At 61.0% G+C, this 19,270-nt stretch carries 19 protein-coding genes and 1 pseudogene; 11 read left to right on the top strand and 9 right to left on the bottom strand.

Annotated elements, in window-relative coordinates; all coding sequences use genetic code 11:
- The first annotated feature begins 105 nt into the window (after window positions 1–105).
- The 4 genes from QD357_RS27565 (at window position 106) to QD357_RS27580 (ending at window position 5,731) form a co-directional block, all read left to right on the top strand.
- Window positions 106–1,956: a potassium/proton antiporter gene (locus QD357_RS27565; RefSeq protein WP_107109128.1), complete on the top strand. Its 1,851-nt coding sequence runs from the start codon at window positions 106–108 to the stop codon at window positions 1,954–1,956.
- Window positions 1,957–2,028: 72 nt separating this feature from the next.
- Window positions 2,029–3,231, top strand: coding sequence for a phosphoglycerate kinase (locus QD357_RS27570; RefSeq protein WP_107109129.1), 1,203 nt, complete (start codon window positions 2,029–2,031; stop codon window positions 3,229–3,231).
- A 208-nt stretch (window positions 3,232–3,439) separates the two neighbouring features.
- Window positions 3,440–4,462, top strand: a complete 1,023-nt coding sequence (locus tag QD357_RS27575) for a class I fructose-bisphosphate aldolase (protein ID WP_414125475.1) — start codon at window positions 3,440–3,442, stop codon at window positions 4,460–4,462.
- 351 nt (window positions 4,463–4,813) lie between these two features.
- A complete protein-coding gene (locus QD357_RS27580) occupies window positions 4,814–5,731 on the top strand; it encodes a PhzF family phenazine biosynthesis protein (RefSeq protein ID WP_107109132.1) in 918 nt (305 codons plus the stop codon).
- Between the two features lie 131 nt (window positions 5,732–5,862).
- On the opposite strand, the gene QD357_RS27585 is transcribed toward QD357_RS27580, so the two are convergent.
- Window positions 5,863–6,024, bottom strand: coding sequence for a hypothetical protein (locus tag QD357_RS27585; protein ID WP_183937679.1), 162 nt, complete (start codon window positions 6,022–6,024; stop codon window positions 5,863–5,865).
- Window positions 6,025–6,248: 224 nt separating this feature from the next.
- Here QD357_RS27585 and QD357_RS27590 point away from each other — a divergent pair, with 224 nt between their 5' ends.
- The 3 genes from QD357_RS27590 (at window position 6,249) to QD357_RS27600 (ending at window position 8,637) form a co-directional block, all read left to right on the top strand.
- Complete coding sequence (locus QD357_RS27590; protein WP_107109134.1) at window positions 6,249–7,523, top strand: MFS transporter; 1,275 nt, start codon at window positions 6,249–6,251, stop codon at window positions 7,521–7,523.
- Window positions 7,524–7,564: 41 nt separating this feature from the next.
- Complete coding sequence (locus QD357_RS27595) at window positions 7,565–7,756, top strand: DUF1192 domain-containing protein (RefSeq protein WP_107109135.1); 192 nt, start codon at window positions 7,565–7,567, stop codon at window positions 7,754–7,756.
- 365 nt (window positions 7,757–8,121) lie between these two features.
- Entirely contained in the window at window positions 8,122–8,637 is a 516-nt protein-coding gene (locus QD357_RS27600; protein ID WP_107109136.1) for a DUF1465 family protein, read from the top strand.
- 156 nt (window positions 8,638–8,793) lie between these two features.
- Here the strand turns inward: QD357_RS27600 and rpmE are convergent, their stop codons facing one another.
- Entirely contained in the window at window positions 8,794–9,015 is a 222-nt protein-coding gene (gene rpmE, locus QD357_RS27605; RefSeq protein WP_104824196.1) for a 50S ribosomal protein L31, read from the bottom strand.
- A 193-nt stretch (window positions 9,016–9,208) separates the two neighbouring features.
- Between rpmE and QD357_RS27610 the strand changes: the two genes are divergently transcribed.
- From QD357_RS27610 to QD357_RS27625, 4 genes are all read left to right on the top strand, one after another.
- Window positions 9,209–11,011, top strand: a complete 1,803-nt coding sequence (locus QD357_RS27610; RefSeq protein WP_107109137.1) for an ABC transporter transmembrane domain-containing protein — start codon at window positions 9,209–9,211, stop codon at window positions 11,009–11,011.
- 103 nt (window positions 11,012–11,114) lie between these two features.
- Window positions 11,115–11,297 (top strand): YegP family protein, encoded by a 183-nt coding sequence (locus QD357_RS27615; RefSeq protein ID WP_107109138.1) that lies wholly within the window; start codon window positions 11,115–11,117, stop codon window positions 11,295–11,297.
- A 248-nt stretch (window positions 11,298–11,545) separates the two neighbouring features.
- Window positions 11,546–11,884 (top strand): YciI family protein, encoded by a 339-nt coding sequence (locus tag QD357_RS27620; RefSeq protein WP_107109139.1) that lies wholly within the window; start codon window positions 11,546–11,548, stop codon window positions 11,882–11,884.
- Window positions 11,885–11,891: 7 nt separating this feature from the next.
- A complete protein-coding gene (locus tag QD357_RS27625) occupies window positions 11,892–13,139 on the top strand; it encodes an RNA polymerase sigma factor (RefSeq protein WP_107109462.1) in 1,248 nt (415 codons plus the stop codon).
- Window positions 13,140–13,142: 3 nt separating this feature from the next.
- Here QD357_RS27625 and QD357_RS27630 read toward each other — a convergent pair whose 3' ends face one another.
- The 7 genes and pseudogenes from QD357_RS27630 to QD357_RS27660 all read right to left on the bottom strand — a co-directional run.
- The gene (locus tag QD357_RS27630; protein WP_107109140.1) at window positions 13,143–14,174 is read right to left on the bottom strand and encodes a peptidoglycan -binding protein; all 1,032 of its coding nucleotides are present in this window, start codon (window positions 14,172–14,174) and stop codon (window positions 13,143–13,145) included.
- 3 nt (window positions 14,175–14,177) lie between these two features.
- Window positions 14,178–15,227, bottom strand: a complete 1,050-nt coding sequence (locus QD357_RS27635; protein WP_107109141.1) for a flagellar motor protein MotA — start codon at window positions 15,225–15,227, stop codon at window positions 14,178–14,180.
- Window positions 15,228–15,359: 132 nt separating this feature from the next.
- Complete coding sequence (locus tag QD357_RS27640; protein WP_107109142.1) at window positions 15,360–16,160, bottom strand: inositol monophosphatase family protein; 801 nt, start codon at window positions 16,158–16,160, stop codon at window positions 15,360–15,362.
- Window positions 16,161–16,390: 230 nt separating this feature from the next.
- Window positions 16,391–17,482 (bottom strand): protein-glutamate methylesterase/protein-glutamine glutaminase, encoded by a 1,092-nt coding sequence (locus QD357_RS27645; protein ID WP_107109143.1) that lies wholly within the window; start codon window positions 17,480–17,482, stop codon window positions 16,391–16,393.
- 11 nt (window positions 17,483–17,493) lie between these two features.
- Window positions 17,494–18,351 (bottom strand): CheR family methyltransferase, encoded by an 858-nt coding sequence (locus QD357_RS27650; protein ID WP_107109144.1) that lies wholly within the window; start codon window positions 18,349–18,351, stop codon window positions 17,494–17,496.
- Between the two features lie 22 nt (window positions 18,352–18,373).
- A complete protein-coding gene (locus QD357_RS27655; protein WP_181316092.1) occupies window positions 18,374–18,871 on the bottom strand; it encodes a chemotaxis protein CheW in 498 nt (165 codons plus the stop codon).
- A pseudogene (locus tag QD357_RS27660) lies at window positions 18,868–19,270 on the bottom strand (methyl-accepting chemotaxis protein); the annotation flags it as partial. The pseudogene QD357_RS27660 and the gene QD357_RS27655, both read right to left, overlap by 4 nt.

The following is a 19,270-nucleotide window of genomic DNA, read 5'->3' on the forward strand; positions in this document are numbered from 1 at the left end:
TTGCATGTACTAATTTTAAGCGTGCGGCGGCATAGTGAGTGGGGAGAATTGCGAACGTTTCGGGCTTCGACCCGGCCAAGGGCGCGCGGGAAAGGGGAAAAAGGAGTGGAGGCATTTTACGTCGTCGTGCTGGTGAGCACGGTCCTAATTCTGTTGGCGGCCTTCTCGAGCCTGCTTGCCTTCCGTTTCGGCGCACCGTTGCTGCTGCTTTTTCTGATGATCGGCTTGATGGCCGGCACGGACGGACTCGGCATCGAATTCAGCAACAACTATCTTGCGTATATTCTCGGCTCGCTTGCGCTGGCCATCATCCTCTTTGATTCCGGATACGGCACGCCCATCCAGGCCTTCAAACTGGCAGCCGCGCCGGCCATGGCTCTGGCGTCTACCGGCGTTCTTGTCACGGCGGCACTCTTCGGCCTCGCTGCCACCTGGCTCCTTGGCTTTACCTGGCTGCAGGGCCTGCTTCTCGGCTCGATCGTGGCTTCGACGGATGCGGCCGCCGTTTTCTTCCTGCTGCGCATCGGCGGCATCAACATCCGCGACAAGGTGCGATCGACGCTGGAAGTCGAATCCGGCACCAATGATCCGATGGCGATCTTCCTGACGCTGGCGCTGGTCGAACTGCTGGCAAGCGGCGAAGGCTATCACGGCCTCAATCTCGTCATGCTCGCCACCTTCCTCCAGCAGATGGGTCTTGGCGTCATCCTCGGCTTGCTCGGCGGCATGATGATCGTGCTGATCGTCAGCCATCTGGAGACCGACCGCGGCCTGACGCCAATCTTCGTGCTGGCGCTCGCCCTTCTCGTCTTCTCCTTTACCGGCGCCGTCGGCGGCAGCGGCTTTCTCGCCGTCTACGTGGCCGGCATTTACGCCGGAAACCGCAAGATGCCGGCTTCGGCCAGCATCAAGCGCTTTCAGGATGGCCTGACCTGGCTGGCGCAAATCATCATGTTCCTCGTCCTCGGGCTGCTCGCCACGCCATCGCAATTTCCGGCAATCGCCCTCCCCGCGGTGGCGCTGGCGCTGTTCCTGATCTTCATCGCCCGGCCGGTCGCCGTCTGGCTCTGTCTGCTGCCTTTCGACTACACGCAACGGGAGACGGGGTTCGTCGCCTGGGTGGGCCTGCGCGGCGCCGTCTCCATCCTGCTCGCCATCATGCCGATCCTCGGCAATCTCGAGGGCGGCCACACCTATTTCAATGTCGCCTTCATCGTCGTGCTGGTGTCGCTGCTGGTTCAAGGCTGGACGATCAAACCGATGGCGCGTCGGCTCGGCCTCATCGTGCCGCCGCGCATGGGCGCAGTCGACAAAGTCGAGGTCGACCTCCCGGGCACGGTCAATCATGAGCTGCTTTCCTATCGCGTCGTCAAGGATAGTCCGGTTCTGCGCGGCGAACGCATTCCGCGCTGGGCCATGCCGTCGCTCGTCGTGCGGGACGGCAAGTCGATGCGCTATCAATATGCCGGGCGCCTGCGCGAGAACGATCTCGTCTATCTCTTCATCTCACCCAGCTATTCGCGCCTTCTCGACCGCCTGTTCGCCAGCCGCGCGCCGGTCGATCCGGATGATGCCGATTTCTTCGGCGCCTTCTCGATCTCGCCGCTGCGCCCTGCCGCCGATCTCGACGCGGCCTATGGACCAGGGCTTCTGAGCGAAGCGGAAAAGGGGCTGACCATCGCCGAGCTTATGCGTCAGCGCCTCGGCGGCAAGGCCGATTACGCCGATCGTGTCCGTCTGGGCGAGATTATCCTCATCGTCCGCGATCTCGATGAGAATGACCATATCCAGTCGGTCGGCATGTCGCTGGAAGCGCTGGAACCGCCGACGATCCTGCCGATTTTCATCAATCTCCACGATATTTTGAATGGTATTCGCGGCTTCCTGCGCCGGCGCCGCGAACACGCCGAAGAGGTGGTTTCAACCGATTCCAATACCGGCAAAAACGACGCCTGAACGCCTTGCGTCTCGCATCATCCGTAGTATGGTCGGCGCACTTCGCGGTACCAACAGCATTGGATCCTCCTCATGGCAGCCTTCAAAACCCTCGACAATCTCACCGACATCACCGGCAAGCGCGTGCTCGTGCGCGTCGACCTCAATGTGCCGGTCAAGGACGGCAAAGTCACCGATGCAACCCGTATCGAGCGCGTGGCACCGACCATTCTGGAATTGTCCAAAAAGGGCGCCAAGGTCATCCTGCTTGCCCATTTCGGCCGCCCGAAGGATGGCCCGTCGCCGGATCTGTCGCTTTCCCTGATCATCCCCGCAGTCGAAAAAGTGCTCGATCACGCCGTTCTCTTCGCATCCGATTGCATCGGCGCTCCGGCGGCCGACGCCATCGCCAAGATGAACGCTGGCGATATTCTACTGCTCGAAAACACCCGCTTCCATAAGGAAGAAGAGAAAAACGACGCTGCTTTTACGGAAAAGCTGGCTGCCAACGGCGATATCTACGTCAACGACGCCTTTTCCGCCGCTCATCGCGCCCATTCCTCGACCGAGGGCCTTGCAAATCACCTCCCCGCCTATGCTGGCCGCACCATGCAGGCTGAGCTGGAAGCGCTGGAAAAAGGCCTCGGCAACCCGGCCCGGCCGGTCGTCGCCATTGTCGGCGGCGCCAAGGTCTCGACCAAGATCGACCTGCTGATGAACCTGGTGAAGAAGGTCGACGCGCTGGTGATCGGCGGCGGCATGGCCAACACCTTCCTCGCCGCCCGCGGCACCAATGTCGGCAAGTCGCTGTGCGAGCATGATCTGGCCGAGACTGCCAAGCAGATCATGATCGAAGCCGCCACGTCGGGCTGCGCCATCGTGCTGCCGGAAGACGGCGTCATCGCCCGCGAATTCAAGGCAGGCGCGGACAATGAAGTCGTTTCGATCGACGCCATTCCGGCCGATGCCATGGTCCTCGATGTCGGCCCGAAATCGGTCGAAGCCGTCAACGCCTGGATCGCGCGCGCAACGACGCTGGTCTGGAACGGCCCGCTCGGCGCCTTCGAAATCACGCCCTTCGACGCTGCTACGGTCGCGGCCGCCAAATATGCCGCCGAATGCACCAAGGCCGGCAAGCTGACCTCGGTTGCCGGCGGCGGCGATACCGTCTCCGCTCTGAACCATGCCGGCGTTGCCGACGATTTCACCTATGTCTCGACGGCGGGCGGCGCCTTCCTCGAATGGATGGAAGGCAAGGTCCTGCCGGGCGTCGCTGTTCTCCATACCGAAAAATAAACAGCCGTATTTCATACGAAAAAGGAGAGCTGCGAGCCGGACTTTCGCAGCTTTCCACAGGATGCTAAAGTGATAGTCCAAACTTTCAAACGGTTGAAATCATTTCAATCGTTTCAATAATTTAGCTGCCCATTTCCCTCTATATTCACTTCTGTTATCGCCGACTTATATGACCCGTCGCTGACTGAAAACGCCTTGGAGAACGAAAATGAGCGAACGACTTGAAGACATTGCCGTAAAGATGGTGGCCGGTGGCAAAGGCCTGCTGGCGGCTGACGAATCCACCGCCACGATCAAGAAACGTCTCGACACGATCGCTCTCGCTTCCACCGAAGAGAGCCGGCGCGACTACCGCGAAATGCTCTTCCGCTCTGACGAGGCGATGAAGAAGTATATCTCCGGTGTCATCCTCTATGAGGAAACCMTCTTCCAGAAGGCTGCCGACGGCACGCCTTTCGTCGACATCATCCGCGCTGCCGACAGCATTCCCGGCATCAAGGTCGACACCGGCGCCAAGCCGATGGCCGGCTTCCCGGGCGAAACCATCACCGAAGGCCTCGACGGTCTCGGTGACCGCCTGGCGAAATACTACGATGCCGGTGCCCGCTTCGCCAAATGGCGTGGCGTGATCGCCGTTTCCGACGCCCTGCCGACCTACGGCTCGGTCAGGGCCAATGCCCATGCGCTGGCCCGCTACGCCGCTCTCTGCCAGCAGGCGAAGATCGTGCCGATCGTCGAGCCGGAAGTCCTGATGGACGGCGAACCCGGCACGCACGATCTCGCCCGTAGCGAGGAAATCACCCGCTGGACGCTGCAGATCGTCTTCCAGGAACTCGCCGAAGCCCGCATCAAACTCGAAGGCATGATCCTGAAGCCGAGCATGGTCATCGACGGCAAGAAGGCACGCAAGGCATCGGTCGAACAGGTCGCCGAGGCCACCGTCAGGGTTCTGAAGGAAACCGTTCCCTCCGCCGTCCCCGGCATCGCCTTCCTCTCCGGCGGCCAGTCGCCGGAAGAAGCAACCGCGCATCTCTCCGCCATCAACGGCTACGACCTGCCTTGGCACGTCACCTTCTCCTACGGCCGCGCCCTGCAGGACGCCTCGCTGAAGGCCTGGGGCGGCAAGCCGGAAAACGTCGCCGCCGGCCAGCGCGCCTTCACCCACCGCGCCGAGATGAACTATCTCGCCGCTAAGGGTAGCTGGACCAAGGACAGCGAAAAGGCTGCCTGATCTGACGTAACGCGTTGACGAGAAGCCCCTATCGCGATGCGATGGGGCTTTTTGTCTTTACCAATGTTGTCCATATGCCCGAAAAGCCCCTCATCCGGCCTATCGGCCACCTTCTCCCCGCCCGCGGGGAGAAGGGGATAGACGCGCCCACAGCCTTCCATCCCGGCAATGGTACAGACATAAATCCGAGGTCGTCCCCTCTCCCCGTCAAAACGGGGAGAGAGCTAGGGTGAGGGGCAACCCCGGAAAGAAAGCCGGTCGCGAAGTTGTCACCGGCACAAGTTCCCGCTTTCGTGCTCAGTCAAACAGCGGCTAAATCCCTGCAGTTCTGCCGTAGCTCGGGAGCAGCCTATGAACGCCGTCGCCTATGTCACCACCGATGTCTTCACCTCCGAACGCTTCGCCGGCAACCCGCTCGCCGTTATCCCGGATGCGCGCGGTTTGAGCGACGAGGCGTTGCAGAAGATCGCGACGGAGGTCAATTATTCCGAAGTGACCTTCGTTCTTCCGCCAGAGAATCCCGACAATACGGCGCGTGTCCGCATCTTCACGCCAACCAAGGAAATCCCCTTTGCTGGCCATCCGAATGTCGGGACGGCTTTCGTGCTCGGGCGGCAAACGGAGATATTCGGAAAGACGCCGGGTGACAGGCTTCTCTTCGAAGAGAAAGCCGGGCTGGTGGATGTGGAACTGCTGCGCAATGGCAATGAGGTAAGCGGCGCGAAGATACGGGCGCCCGGCGCGTTGCAAGTCGGCAGCGCCATCGCCGGCGATCTCGTTGCTCGCTGCGTTCAGCTCGATCCCGCATCCATCCGTCACACGACGCATGGCCCGACATTCGCCTCCGTCGGGCTGCTCTTCGCCTTCGCCGAAGTGGATGGTCTCGAAACCCTCGGCAAGGCCCGCCCGAACGCCGCCGTTTTCGCGGAAGCGGCCGCCCGCCATGAGGACGAGAAGACCGATTTTTCGCTGTTCCTCTATACGCGCTCGGCCGAAAAACCCCAGCATATCCGCGCCCGCATGTTCGCGCCGCTGGATGGTGTTCTCGAAGATCCGGCAACCGGCAGCGCCTCCGCCGCACTCGGCGCCTATCTCACCTCGTTGCTGCCTAAAGCCGACGCGGAAGTGCAGATCACCATCGAACAGGGCGTGGAAATGGGCCGGCGCAGCCTGATTAACCTCGATGTCAGGAAATCCGCCGGCTCCGTCGCCGACGTCTTCATCTCTGGCGACTGTGTCAGCGTCATGCGCGGCGAAGTCACATTCTAAAGCTCGTCGCGATCTTTCAGATTCGCTCCCACGCTTTAGCTCCTTGTTTGTGCATGTCGTTTTCGCAAAACCGCCGCACACTTTTGCGCGACATGCACTAGCCGTCGACGCCCCGCCTTCAAGCTCATGCGTTAAAATGTCTCGTTGATGACCAAAGCGATCGTCCAGATTGCGAAGGCAATCACGGCGATCTTCCAGAAATCGGCACGCCGTTTGAGGCCGGGAAGGCCCAGCGGCTTGATGATTTGCACCGCCATGGCCAGCAACAGCAGCACCGCGATCACTTTTGTCACGGTATTTTTCCCCGTTTGCGCAAGAGTGAGCATGGCTTTTTCGAAAACCACTGCGCAGTTTTCACGATCATGCTCTATTCGTCATAGGACGGACATTTTTCCGCGCCAACAGACTGTTTCTACACGCCGATAACGGCAATCCGGGGCACAATCAATAGCGAAAACTGGCAGGGCTTTGTCCTGCCTTATCGGTTCTTTAAGCGGAACCGCATGAAAGTGGGAACATGAAGAGAAATATTTTACCCGTTCTTGCCCTGCTTTTCGGTACGCTCTTCCTATTCACCGGCAATGGCCTGCACAGCCTGCTTCTGCCGGTGCGCGGCACAGCCGAGGGTTACGCCACGACGACACTCGGCCTGCTCGGCACKACCTGGGCGACCGGCTTCGTGCTCGGCTGCCTGACGGCGCCGAAACTGGTCCGGCGCATCGGCCATGTCCGCGCCTTTTCCGGTTTCATCGCCGTCATTGCCATCATCGCGCTGCTGACCGGCATCATCGTCGACGCCACCTGGTGGGTGTTGCTGCGCGCCGTTACCGGCTTCTGCACAGCCGGCACCTCGATGATCATCGAAAGCTGGCTCAACGAACGCGCCACCAATGAAAGCCGCGGCGCCATCTTCTCGCTTTATATCGGCATCACGTTGATCGGCGCCGTCGCCGGCCAGATGATGATCCCCTTCGAGGATATTCACACGCCGATCCTCTTCATGTTCTGCGGCATCTGCTATTGCGTCGCCATGCTGCCGACGACGCTCTCGACAGCCGCTTCGCCGCAGCCGCTGAAAGCCGTCAGCCTGGATCTGAAGGCGCTCTATCGCAATTCGCCTGTCGCCTCCATCGGCATCCTGCTGGTCGGCATCGCCAATGGTGCCTACGGTACGCTCGGCGCCGTCTTCGGCGCCAATGCCGGTCTCTCGGATGGTAATATCGCACTGATGATGAGCTCGACCATCTTTGCCGGCGCCGTGATGCAGTTTCCGGCAGGCCGTCTTTCCGATCGCATCGACCGCCGCTACGTGCTGGCTGGTATGGCCGCGATTGCAGCCATCGACGGGCTGCTGCTTTTCCTGTTGCAGCCGACCGGTCCTCTTTTCCTGATCGGCATGGTGGTCATCTATGGCGCCGTCGCCAACACGCTCTATCCGATCACCGTCGCCCATGCCAACGACTTCGCCGCACCTGAGGATTTCGTGAAGGTCTCCGGCGGCCTGTTGCTGCTCTACGGTATCGGCACGATCATCGGCCCGACGCTCGGCGGTCCCGTCATGTCCGCCATCGGCCCTTACTCGCTGTTCTTCGTCACCGCTGTCGCCCATGTGCTGATCACGACCTACGCGATCTTCCGCAGCCGCATGCGCGCCGCCAAGCCCGCCAGCGATCGCGACGCCTACACCACGATGCCTTCGGCGAATGCGCAGATGATCACGCCGGAAAGCATGTCGCTGGCGCGCAGCGAGGCTTCGAAAAAGGAAGATATGACGGTAAACTACGGCACATGAGCCGCCGGGGTGACAAGGCGACGGCAAGAAGGAGGAGACAGATGAGCATTTTCGATGATGACCGCCCGAAGAAGCCGTCCGCGCACGAAATCGGCAGCGATTTGTCGCTGCTCTCCGTCGACGAGCTCAGGGCGCGCGTCGCACTGATGCAGGCGGAGATCGCCCGGCTGGAAGCCGAGATCGCCACCAAGGCGTCCGGCCGTCAGGCCGCCGAAAACCTGTTCCGCTCGTAAGCCTGCATCAGCGCAGATTTGTGCGATCGAAGTACAGATTGAGACATGTTCAACGGAATATTAAGCTTTACGACATATTACTATGACCATCCAGATTTGCTCTGGACTCAGACAGTTCCTCCACTTGGCGAATTGGTCTGATTTTTCTCCCTGTTTTACCTTGAGAGCCGCTTTTGCGGCTCTTCTTTTTCGCCTCGACGCAGCGCGCCCGACKAAACTGTGGAGATTAACCCTTTCTTAAGAATCGCCTTGCGAATTTCAGTTAAAACCACCATCTTGAAGTCATAAGAGCGGACCCGAGAGTTCTTCTGAACTTGAGCGGATTTTCCTGAACAAAAGTGTTGCGTGAAGCAGGGATTATTTCGATGTCGGAACTTGGTTTGAATACCATCAGCTTTGCTGGCCATGCAGCTTCGTCGGCGCAGTTCAGGATGCTTTATTCCGAAGGCATGGCGCTGGTTGAAGAAACCGCGGCTTACCTCGACGGTCAGGGCCGTGCCGCTTCCAAGGTTCTTCCGCGCATGGCCTCCGTGCTTTATGCGGCTGAATCCATGCGCCTGACCACCCGCCTCATGCAGATGGCCTCGTGGCTGCTGCTGCAGCGCGCCGTCAACAACGGTGAAATGTCGCGGGATCAGGTGCTGGCTGAAAAGAACAAGGTCCGTCTCGACGGCTTCAACGTCGACCGCAACGCACCCGGCTGGAACGACCTTCCGGAAGCCTTCCGTGACCTCGTCGAGCGCTCCTTGCGCCTTCAGAATCGCGTCGCCCTGCTCGACCGCGAGATCTATCGCCCGACGGAAGCTCCGATCGTTCCGGACAACCAGAACAGCGTCAAAGCGCAGCTCAGCCTGCTGCAGACGGCATTTGGAAATACCTGAATTCAGTAGCCTATGGCTGACGAATAAACCGGTCGTGTTCTGCACAGCCGGTTTTATTTTGTTTGGTCGGAAGACGAATGGCAGCGATGGGCCTGACAAGACAACAAAAAAGCCCGGCAAAACCGGGCTCTTTCAAAATACCAAATCTCGAAGCGATTAGATGCCGAGGCCGCCGAAACGCTTGTTGAACTTGGAAACGCGGCCGCCGCGGTCCATGAGCTGCTGGTTGCCGCCGGTCCAGGCCGGGTGAGACTTGCTGTCGATTTCGAGGTTCATGACAGCGCCTTCCGAACCCCAGGTCGAGCGGGTTTCGTATTCGGTGCCGTCGGTCATGACCACCTTGATCGTGTGGTAGTCGGGATGGATGTTGGCCTTCATAACAATCTTCCTGTCATGCCAGGGTCCATTTGTCGCAAGCCATTGCGGCAACCGAACCGATTGAATAAATGAAGCCGCAGTCCGATTGAGGCCACGGCTTCCAATTAAGATGGCGTGCCTATACATGAAGGCAGCAAGGATAACAAGGGGCGAAAGAGCGAAGTCCCTTGCTGATATGGGGATTGGAGACGACTTGTCAGAGACGGCCCAGGCAGACGAGAAAAAACGCAGATCCATTCGGCCGCTTAGCCGCCTGGCACCCTATCTCAGGCGCTATCGCGGCATGGTGCTGGGCGCGCTGATCGCCCTGACCGTTGCTGCCGTCACCTCCCTCGCTTTGCCGCTTGCCGTGCGGCGCATGATCGACCATGGCTTCGATCAGTCCGATCGCGGTCTCATCGACAGCTATTTCGCCGCGATGATGGCTATGGCCGTCATCCTCGCGATCGCAAGCGCGCTGCGCTATTATTTTGTCATTACCATTGGTGAGCGCATCGTCTCTGATATGCGCCGCGAAGTCTTCGATCATGTGACGCGGCTGTCGCCCTCCTTCTTCGATGTCAATCAATCCGGCGAGATCGTCTCGCGGCTGACGGCCGACACGACGCAGATCAAGTCTGCTGTCGGCGCAACGGCTTCGGTGGCGCTGCGCAATCTCATTCTCTGTCTTGGCGCCGTGGGCATGATGATCGTCACCAGCCCGAAGCTATCGAGCATCGTGCTGATTGCCATTCCGGTCATCGTGCTGCCACTCGTCAGCTTCGGTCGCTCCGTGCGCAAGCGCTCGCGCGCCGCACAGGATACGCTCGCCAATGCATCCGCCTATGCGAACGAAACCATCGCCGCCAGCCGCACCATCCAGGCCTTTAACGGCGAGGCGGCGGCAGCGCAGCGCTATGGCGCCGCGGTCGAGGATGCCTATCAGGCGGCGCGTGCTGCGATCAAATCCCGCTCGCTGCTGACCGGCTTTGCCATCACCATGGTCTTCGGCAGCATCGTTGCCGTGCTTTGGGTCGGCGCGCAGAATGTTCTGGCCGGAACGATGTCGGCGGGAACGCTTGGCCAGTTCCTCCTCTACTCCGTGATCGCCGGCACGTCGCTCGGCTCGCTGTCGGAAGTCTGGGGCGAGCTGTCACAAGCCGCGGGCGCGGCTGATCGCTTGGGCGAACTTCTGGCTGAAGTCTCGCCGATCGCCGTCCCCGCCGATCCGCTGCTCCTGCCCCAGCCGCCGCAGGGCCGCGTGGAATTCTCCGACGTACATTTCTCCTATCCGTCGCGGCCGGGCAAATCGGCGCTGCATGGCCTCTCGCTTTCCGTCAAGCCGGGCGAGACCGTGGCGATCGTCGGCCCTTCCGGTGCCGGCAAGAGCACGGTCTTCTCGCTGCTGCTGCGCTTCTATGATCCGCAACAGGGTAGCGTCGCCATCGACGGCATCGACGCCCGTCGCGTCTTGCCCGATGCCCTGCGTGACCGCATCGCCATCGTGCCGCAGGACACGACCATTTTCGCCGCCTCTATCCATGACAACATTGCCTTCGGCCGCCCCGAAGCCTCCCGCGACGAGGTCCGCGCCGCAGCGATCGCCGCTCAGGCGGATGAGTTCATCTCGCGGCTGGACAAAGGTTACGACACGAACGTCGGCGAGCGCGGCATTACCCTTTCCGGCGGCCAGCGCCAGCGCATCGCCATTGCCCGCGCCATCCTGAAGAATGCGCCGATCCTGCTGCTCGACGAAGCGACATCGGCACTCGACGCAGAGAGCGAAACGCTGGTGCAGAAGGCACTCGATGGCCTGATGGAAACGCGCACCACCCTCGTCATCGCCCATCGCCTGGCAACGGTTCTGAAGGCCGACCGCATCCTGGTGCTCGATCAGGGCCGCATCGTCGAAGAAGGCACGCATCAAAGCCTGATCCATCATGGCGGCATCTACGCCAAACTGGCGCGGCTGCAATTCGACGCCGGCATCGAGGACCGCATGCTTGCCGTCAAATGACGAGGGATCAAGCAAGCTGAATACAACAGGTGGAAATAGCTTTAAAGTTGCGCTAGATTTTTGGCGTTATCTCGCGCTGACGCGATTCTAGGAGACGGGAACCATGTATAAATTTGAAGTCTACAAGGACAAGGCTGGCGAATTCCGCTTCCGGTTCAAGGCCTCGAACGGCGAAACCATGTTTGCCTCCGAAGGCTACAAGGCGAAGGCTTCGGCCCTCCACGCCATTGAATCGATCAAGTCCCATGTCGGCGCTGCCGCTATCGACGACCAGACCACTGCCTAAGACTTCGCGTCGAGCACTATAGCCTTCCACGGCCGGTCGCCTTCGGGCGCACCGGCCGTTTTCGTTTGCCCATCAAAAAAATTTCGGAAAATCTGCTCCGGTCTGTCGAAATCGGCCTCGCTCGCGGCTCATGGTATTGAAACGGGCATGAAGCCGTTTCGCCGGCGGCGTTGCACATTTTAGCATTTGCTCCTTAGATGCAGCGTCCAGTCCGGCTTACCGCCAACACAGCCAGCAGGAGTTTCCCCATGGAATATGCGTTGATCATCCGTGAATCGGCCGAGGATTTTAAGCGGCGCGAGGATCCCGCCTACAAGAATGGCTGGATCGCCTATACCCAGGCGCTTATCCAGGCCGGCATCATGACCGGCGGTGCCGGATTGACCCAGCCGGAAACCGCAACGGTCGTGCGCCGCCGCGGCGAAGACCACGATGTGCAGGACGGTCCCTTCCCGGAAGGTAAGGAGCAGCTCGGCGGCTTCTATCTGATCGATGTTCCGAATCTCGACGCCGCTTTGGAATGGGCCGGGCGCGTGCCGATCTCTCAGCAGGGATCCGTCGAAGTACGGCCGCGCCTGAAAATGTGAGATGGCCATGAACCATGACGTTGGACGCGCCACCGAACGGGTGGCGCGCCAATCCTACGGCAAGTTGATCGCTTTCCTCGCAGCGCGCTCTGGCGATGTGCCGGCGGCGGAGGATGCGCTGTCCGAAGCACTTGCAGCCGCACTTCGCACTTGGCCGGCACGCGGCATTCCCGACAATCCTGAGGCCTGGCTGTTGGTCGCGGCACGACGCAATCTTTTTGGCGCCGCCAGGCATGCAAACGTCAAGGCCGCCGCCCGCGATACGATCGCCCTGGCTTTCGAGGAAGCGGAGGAGCGCATGAATGCGGATGGCCCCACCTTCCCCGACGAGCGGCTGAAGCTGCTGTTTACCTGCACCCATCCGGCGATCGACCGGTCCGTCCATACGCCGTTGATGCTGCAAACGGTTCTCGGCATAGACGCCAGGACCATGGCGCAAGCCTTCATCGTCTCACCGGAAACGATGAGCCAGAGGCTGGTTCGGGCAAAGACCAAAATCCGCGAGGCCCATATTCCCTTGAGCGTCCCCGACCGCTCCGCGCTGCCGGAACGGCTGACGAGCGTCCTTTCGGCGATCTATGCCGCCTATGGCCTCGGCTGGGATGGGCTCGATGGCGAAGATGACAAGCGCAACTCCCTGGCAGACGAAGCCATCTGGCTTGGCCGCGCCCTGCTCGCCACCATGCCACAAGAGCCAGAGGTGACAGGCTTGTTGTCCCTGATGCTTTACTGCGAAGCCCGCCGTACCGCTCGCCGGGATGCGGATGGCCGCTATGTGCCACTCGCAGATCAGGACACTGCGCGGTGGAACGCCATCATGATGGCCGAAGCCGATAGCCTGCTGTGGCAGGCAGGGGCCTTCGATCGCTTCGGCCCATTCCAATGCCAGGCGGCCATCCAATCCGTTCATTCTGAACGCCGACGCTCCGGTGTCACTGACTGGACGGCGCTCGCAAAGCTCTATGACGCACTCGTGCTGATGAAACCCACCGTCGGCGCTCGCGTCAGCCAGGCCGCTGTTATCGGACGGGCACAGGGGGCTGCGGCCGGATTGCACAAGCTGAACCAGTTGGCTGAGCGCGATATCCTCAGCTACCAACCCTATTGGGCCGTCCGCGCCCATCTGCTTGCGGAAACCGGAGAAACGGAAAGCGCCGTTACGGCCTATCGCACTGCGATCGGGCTTAGCAACAGTTCCGCCGTCCGCGAATTCTTGCAGGCGCGCCTCGATACCATTCAGGCCGACCGAAACTGACGATTATTTCTCCGTCAGCTTCAACTCGATACGGCGGTTGGTGGCGCGGGCTTCCGGCGTATCACCCGGAGCGATCGGCTGGAACTCTCCGAAGCCGGCGGCCACAAGCCGATCCGCGGGAACGCCGTGGGCAATCAGGAACTTGACGACGGCGATGGCGCGCGCCGACGACAGAGCCCAGTTGTCAGGATAGCGGCCGCTGCCCGAGAGCGGCACATTGTCGGTATGGCCGTCGACACGCAGCACCCAGTTGATCTCGGGCGGAATTTCCTTGGAAAGGTCGATCAATGCGGCAGCAAGCTTGGCCATCTCCGCCTGACCGTCCGGATTGAGATCCGCCGCACCCGAAGGGAACAGCACTTCCGACTGGAAGACGAAGCGGTCGCCGACGATACGGATATTGTCGCGGTCGGAGAGAATTTCGCGCAAGCGCCCGAAGAAGTCGGAACGATAACGGTTCAGCTCCTGCACGCGCTGCGCCAGCGCCACATTCAGCCGCCGTCCAAGATCGGCGATCTTCACCTGCGACGTCTGATCCTTCTGCTCCGATGCCTGCAACGCGGCCTCGACGGCGGCGATCTGGCTGCGCAGTGCAGCGATCTGCTGGTTGAGAAGATCGACCTGGCTCAGCGCGCGGGCACTCGCCTGCTTCTGCTCGTCAAGCTGCTGCGTCAGCGTGCCAACCCGCTGTTGCGCCGCCTGACTGTTGCCGGAGCCGGCGTCGAGCAGCGCCTGCAGACGCGAGCGGTCGCCCTCTACCGCCGAAAGCGACGCTTGCAGATTGGCGACGGAATCCTCCAGATCCTGCTTGCCGCTCTTTTCGAGCGCCAATGCCTGCGTCAATTCGTTGATCTGGCTATTGAGGCGATTCAGCACCTCGTCGCGGCCGGAAATCTCACGGCTCAGGATGAACTGACCGACGACGAATACCGTCAGCAGGAACATGATCGCCATCAGCAGCGTGGAGAGCGCATCGACGAAGCCTGGCCAATAATCGACCGTTCTCTTGTGGCGACTGTTTCGCGCGAGCGCCATGACTTACTTGCTCCCGGTCTTCTCGGTGTGGCTGATGCGATCGGCGAGGCGATCAAGCGTGCGGCGCATCGATTTCGCCTCTTCCTGCTGCGCTTCGATCCAGTCGCGCAGCATCTGCTGCTCGTTGCGCATGTTTTTGACCAGGCCCTGGATGCCCTCGGCGAGGTTCGCCATGGCCGTCACCGAACGCTGGCCGCCGCCACCTTCTTCCGCGATCTTGCGCAGATATTCCGAAAGCGCACGCACATCCTCGGAGGATGCACCGTTGGCACCTTCGATCACCGGAGAGATATCCGAGCCGACATCGGTGACGGAAGAAAGCCAGTTTTCCAGTTCGGTGTAGAAGCGGTTCTGCGCGCGGCCGGCCTGAAGGTCGAGAAACCCGAGAATCAGCGAGCCGGAAAGGCCGAGCAGCGAGGAAGAAAATGCCGTGCCCATGCCGACCAGCGGGCCGGAAAGGCCGGTCTTCAGCGCGCCGAGAATGTCACCGGTGTCGCCGGAGCCGACATCAAGGCTCTGGATAACATCGTTGATCGAGCCGATCGTACCGATCAGGCCCCAGAAGGTGCCGAGCAGGCCGAGGAAGACGAGCAGGCCGATAAGATAGCGCGACGTGTCGCGCGACTCGTCAAGGCGGGTGGCGATGGAATCGAGGATCGAGCGCAGTGTCGCCGTCGACAATTGCATGCCGCGCCGGTTGCCGATCAGCGCCCGCATGGGCGCCAGAAGCCTGGGATTGCGACCGACCTTGTCGGCAGCATTGCCGACGGCGCGGAAATGGTTGAACCAGCGAACTTCCGGCCTGAGCATCAGGACGTGATTGAAGACCAGCAGAATACCGACGGCCAGCACGCCGAGGATCAATCCGTTGAGGCCTGGATTATGCAGGAAGGCGACTTGAGCCTGGCGAAACAGGATCGCCACGATAAAACCGACAATGACCAGGAAAAGGATCATCGTCCAAAAGAAGGCCATCGGGCTGGAGAGCTTGTAGGTGTAATTGCCCGACACATTGTCGGTCGACCCCAGATCCCCCAGATTCACATTTTCCATCGCACGCTTCGCCTCCGCATTCTCCGCCCCGGAGACTAGAGCAACATTGCGCCGAATTGAAGAGACGGAAAACACAAAACAATCCGTTGGCAACAGCCTGTTTTGCCGCAGGCAATTGCCGGGAAGCGATCCTTATTTCGTCGGGATAGGCCGCTTGACGACCTCGGCCAGCGCCTTTTGAATATGCTCGTTACCGCAGATGATCGAGCCGGTGCCGAGCATATCGGTGCCGCCGTCGAAATCCAGGACGAAACCGCCAGCTTCACGCACCAGCAGGATACCGGCTGCCATATCCCACGGCGACAGGCCCATTTCCCAGAAGCCGTCGAAGCGGCCGGCGGCGACATAGGCGAGATCGAGCGCTGCCGAACCGAGGCGGCGGATGCCGGCGACTTCACCCATCACATGGCGCAGCTCGACCAGGAACTTGCCGTGGTTGCCGCGGCCGAGATGCGGAACGCCGCAGCCAATGACGCAATCCGAAAGCACGCGGCGCGAGGCGACGCGCAGGCGGCGGTCGTTGAGGAAGGCGCCACCGCCGCGCTCGGCAGTGTAGAGCTCGTCCGTMGCCGGATTGAAGACGACGCCTCCGACGATCTCGCCATTGCGCTCCAGCGCGATCGAGATGGAGAACATCGGAATGCCGTGCAGGAAGTTGGTTGTGCCGTCGAGGGGATCGACGATCCAGCGATGCGCGCCGTCGGTGCCCTTGATCTCTTCGCTCTCTTCGCCGAGGAAGCCATAGGTCGGCCGCGCTTTCAGCAGCTCGTCGTGAATGATCTTCTGCGCTTTGAGATCGGCCTGGCTGACGAAATCGCCCGGCCCCTTCACCGAAACCTGCAGGTTCTGCACTTCACCGAAATCGCGGCTGAGCGACTTGCCTGCCTTGAGGGCAGCCTGAACCATGACATTGAGAAGAGCTGAACGGGCCATCGGGCTTCCTTGGGTAATATAGAAGGCACTGACCGGACCCGAAAACAGGCCCCGGCGGAGCGGGATCGGCAGCGCGATAAAGATTGGCGGCCTCAAGACCACAAAATCGGGGGAATTTCAAGTACAGCGAGGCGGAAGGCCTGGTTTTCTCATCAGGCCGGCGTCGTGACATGGCCGCCTCGGCCAAAAACCATCACACCATGCCAACACGTATAAGCGGATAAGAGGCTCTAAAACTTCTGCTGCGCCATCAGGATCTCACGGGCGATCTGCTCCAGCGGTACGACGCGATCGACGCCGCCACGGGCGATCGCTTCCTTCTGCATGCCGAAAACGACGGAGGTCGCCTCGTCCTGGGCAACGGTATAGGCGCCGGCCTGCTTCATCTCGAACATGCCGCGCGCGCCGTCGTCGCCCATGCCGGTCATGATGATACCCATGGCATTCGATCCGGCCGCCCGCGCCGCCGAGCGGAAGAGGACATCGACGGAGGGCCGGTGGCGCGAAACCAGCGGCCCCTTTTTGACAGCGACATGGTAACGCGCACCCTGCCGTTCCAGCAGCATATGATTGTCGCCGGGGGCGATCAGCACATGGCCGCGCAGAACCGGATCGCCATCGACCGCTTCCTTGACTTCCACTTCACAGAGGCTGTTCAGCCGCTTGGCGAAGGCGGCGGTAAACTTTTCCGGCATGTGCTGGACGATGACCATGCCCGGCGCATTGGCGGGCAGCGCCTCCAGCATCTCGCGCAATGCTTCGGTGCCGCCTGTCGAAGCGCCGACGCAGACGACCATTTCCGTCGTCTTCGCCATGGCGCGGCCGGTCGGCGGCGGCAGCATGGCGTCGGCCGTCAGCTTCCTGGCCGGTCCCGAAGCGGAAGCTGAGCGTGCTTCGAAGCGCCGGACATTCGGCATCCTGGCATGGGATGCACTCCTGACCACCTCACGGATGCGCATCGCCTCCTCGGCCAGATAATCGGCCGCGCCGATCCGCGGCTTCTGGATGATATCCACCGCACCGGCTTCCAAGGCCTGCAGCAACGTCTCCGAACCCGCCTCCGTCAGCGACGAGCACATGACGACGGGGATCGGCCGCTGCGACATCAGCTTGCGCAGGAACGTGATGCCATCCATGCGCGGCATCTCGACATCCAGCGTGATGACATCGGGTACCTCCTCCTGGATCTTCCGGGCGGCCATGAAGGGATCGGTCGCTACCCCCATGACCTCGAGCTCGGGATCGTCAGATAAAAGTGCCGCAAGCGTCTGGCGTACGCTGGCGGAGTCGTCGACGATCAGAACGCGGATTTTCTTCGGCATGCTGACCTGCCCTAGATTCGCTGAAAGACCGTGTTGGAAACCTGTTTCAGCGGTAAGTCAAAGCCGGTAATCGATTCCGAGTGGCCGATGAACATGTAGCCGCCAGGCACCAGACAATCGCAGAGGCGCGAAAGAACGCCGGCTTGCGTCTGCTTGTCGAAATAGATGAGGACGTTGCGGCAGAAGATGATGTGTATGGCATCGCCCACCTGATATTTCTCGTCCATCAGGTTCATCCGGCCAAAGCCGATTTTCGAGCGCAGCCGCGGCGTGATGCGCACCTCCCGCCTGTCCGGGACTTTCGCGGCCATGACGTATTTGCGCTTCAACTCGGCCGGAACGGGCAACACCATATCATCAGTGTAGATGCCGCTCCTGGCCGATTGCAGCACGTCGGTGCTGAGATCCGTCGCCAGGATCGCATAATCGATGCCGCCTTCGCTCGCGGAAAATTCCTCCATCACCATCGCCATCGAATAGGGCTCAGCCCCAGTCGAGCAGGCGGCACTCCATGCGCGCAGGCGGCGATGGCCGGCGCGCATCAGCATCGGCAAAGCCATAGTCTGCATGAATTCGAAATGCTTGGCTTCACGGAAGAAATCAGTCTTATTGGTCGTTACCGCATCGATGAGATAGACCGTTTCCTGTTCAAGGCCGCCATGATTGAACAGGAAATCGCAATACTCGTCGAATGATGCAATGCTGGTCGCGCGCAGGCGCCGCCGCAACCGCCCCTCCAGCATCGTCAGTTTCGTCGACGGCATCTTGATGCCGCTATAGTCATAGATGAAACGCGCCAGCTTCTCGAAATTCCGCGTGCTGATGCGGTCACCGATGATTTGGCTCTCCTGAACTGCGGCCATTCCCATCCATCCACTCCCTGACGAATTCCTATGCAGCATGACCGGCGCGATGCGGATCGAGCGCGACGGTGTCTTCCCGCGACAGCAAGCGGGCGAGATCGACGATGACGACGAAGCCATTCTCCCGGCGCACGACGCCGGCGATGTAGTCGGAACGCCAGCGCACGCCGATATCCGGCGCCGCTTCGATCTGGTCCCGCCGGAAGGGGGTGACTTCGAAGACGCGGTCGGCGACGAGGCCGAGCGTCAGCACCTTGGCTTCGATCGGAATATCCAGCACCAGCACGCGGGTATGCGGGGTCGGCACGGTCTTGGAGAGGCCAAGCTTCAGACGGAGATCTATGGTCGGAACGCCCTGCCCGCGCACATCGCGCAGGCCGAGCAGGTAATCCGGCCCGTTCGGAATCTTGAAAGCCTCGGCATAATCCAGGATTTCGCGGACGACTTCGACAGGCACGGCGAAGACTTCCTCGCCGAGGCTGAAGGTGACGAATTGCGCTTCCAAAGCGGGTGTAGCCATGGTCATGCACTTTCCTTGAATTCGAGGTCGTCATCGTCCGGGCCGCCCATGGAGAGATCGAGAGCAAACCCCTTGAGACGTGCCTGTTGCGCCTGAACCGTGGTGGGCTTCGCCGCTCTCGGCTGACGAACGTTCGCTGCCGGCACCCTGCCGGTCGCCTTGGCCGCGACCGTCCGGCTTGTGCGATTGGACGATGTATCGACCTTGAAGAAGGCGATGGAGGCCTGCAGCTCTTCAGCTTGGGCGGCCAACTCTTCCGAAGTGGCCGACATTTCTTCCGAAGCGCCGGCATTCTGCTGCGTCACCTTGTCGAGCTGCTGGATCGCCTCGTTGATCTGGGCCGCACCAATATCCTGCTCACGGCAGGCAGCACTGATCTCGGAGACGAGTTCGGCCGTCTTGCGG

Source organism: Rhizobium sp. BR 317 (assembly GCF_047445835.1).
Taxonomy (GTDB): domain Bacteria; phylum Pseudomonadota; class Alphaproteobacteria; order Rhizobiales; family Rhizobiaceae; genus Rhizobium; species Rhizobium paranaense.

What these genes read in the sequence shown, in the direction of transcription:
- QD357_RS27620 (WP_107109139.1), top strand. Translation starts at nt 11,546, where the DNA reads ATGGAATATGCGTTGATCATCCGTGAATCGGCCGAGGATTTTAAGCGG.
- QD357_RS27580 (WP_107109132.1), top strand. Translation starts at nt 4,814, where the DNA reads ATGAACGCCGTCGCCTATGTCACCACCGATGTCTTCACCTCCGAACGC.
- QD357_RS27625 (WP_107109462.1), top strand. Translation starts at nt 11,892, where the DNA reads ATGAACCATGACGTTGGACGCGCCACCGAACGGGTGGCGCGCCAATCC.
- QD357_RS27630 (WP_107109140.1), bottom strand. Translation starts at nt 14,174, where the DNA reads ATGGCGCTCGCGCGAAACAGTCGCCACAAGAGAACGGTCGATTATTGG.
- QD357_RS27600 (WP_107109136.1), top strand. Translation starts at nt 8,122, where the DNA reads ATGTCGGAACTTGGTTTGAATACCATCAGCTTTGCTGGCCATGCAGCT.
- QD357_RS27595 (WP_107109135.1), top strand. Translation starts at nt 7,565, where the DNA reads ATGAGCATTTTCGATGATGACCGCCCGAAGAAGCCGTCCGCGCACGAA.
- QD357_RS27645 (WP_107109143.1), bottom strand. Translation starts at nt 17,482, where the DNA reads ATGCCGAAGAAAATCCGCGTTCTGATCGTCGACGACTCCGCCAGCGTA.
- QD357_RS27650 (WP_107109144.1), bottom strand. Translation starts at nt 18,351, where the DNA reads ATGGGAATGGCCGCAGTTCAGGAGAGCCAAATCATCGGTGACCGCATC.
- rpmE (WP_104824196.1), bottom strand. Translation starts at nt 9,015, where the DNA reads ATGAAGGCCAACATCCATCCCGACTACCACACGATCAAGGTGGTCATG.
- QD357_RS27655 (WP_181316092.1), bottom strand. Translation starts at nt 18,871, where the DNA reads ATGACCATGGCTACACCCGCTTTGGAAGCGCAATTCGTCACCTTCAGC.
- QD357_RS27615 (WP_107109138.1), top strand. Translation starts at nt 11,115, where the DNA reads ATGTATAAATTTGAAGTCTACAAGGACAAGGCTGGCGAATTCCGCTTC.
- QD357_RS27635 (WP_107109141.1), bottom strand. Translation starts at nt 15,227, where the DNA reads ATGGAAAATGTGAATCTGGGGGATCTGGGGTCGACCGACAATGTGTCG.
- QD357_RS27570 (WP_107109129.1), top strand. Translation starts at nt 2,029, where the DNA reads ATGGCAGCCTTCAAAACCCTCGACAATCTCACCGACATCACCGGCAAG.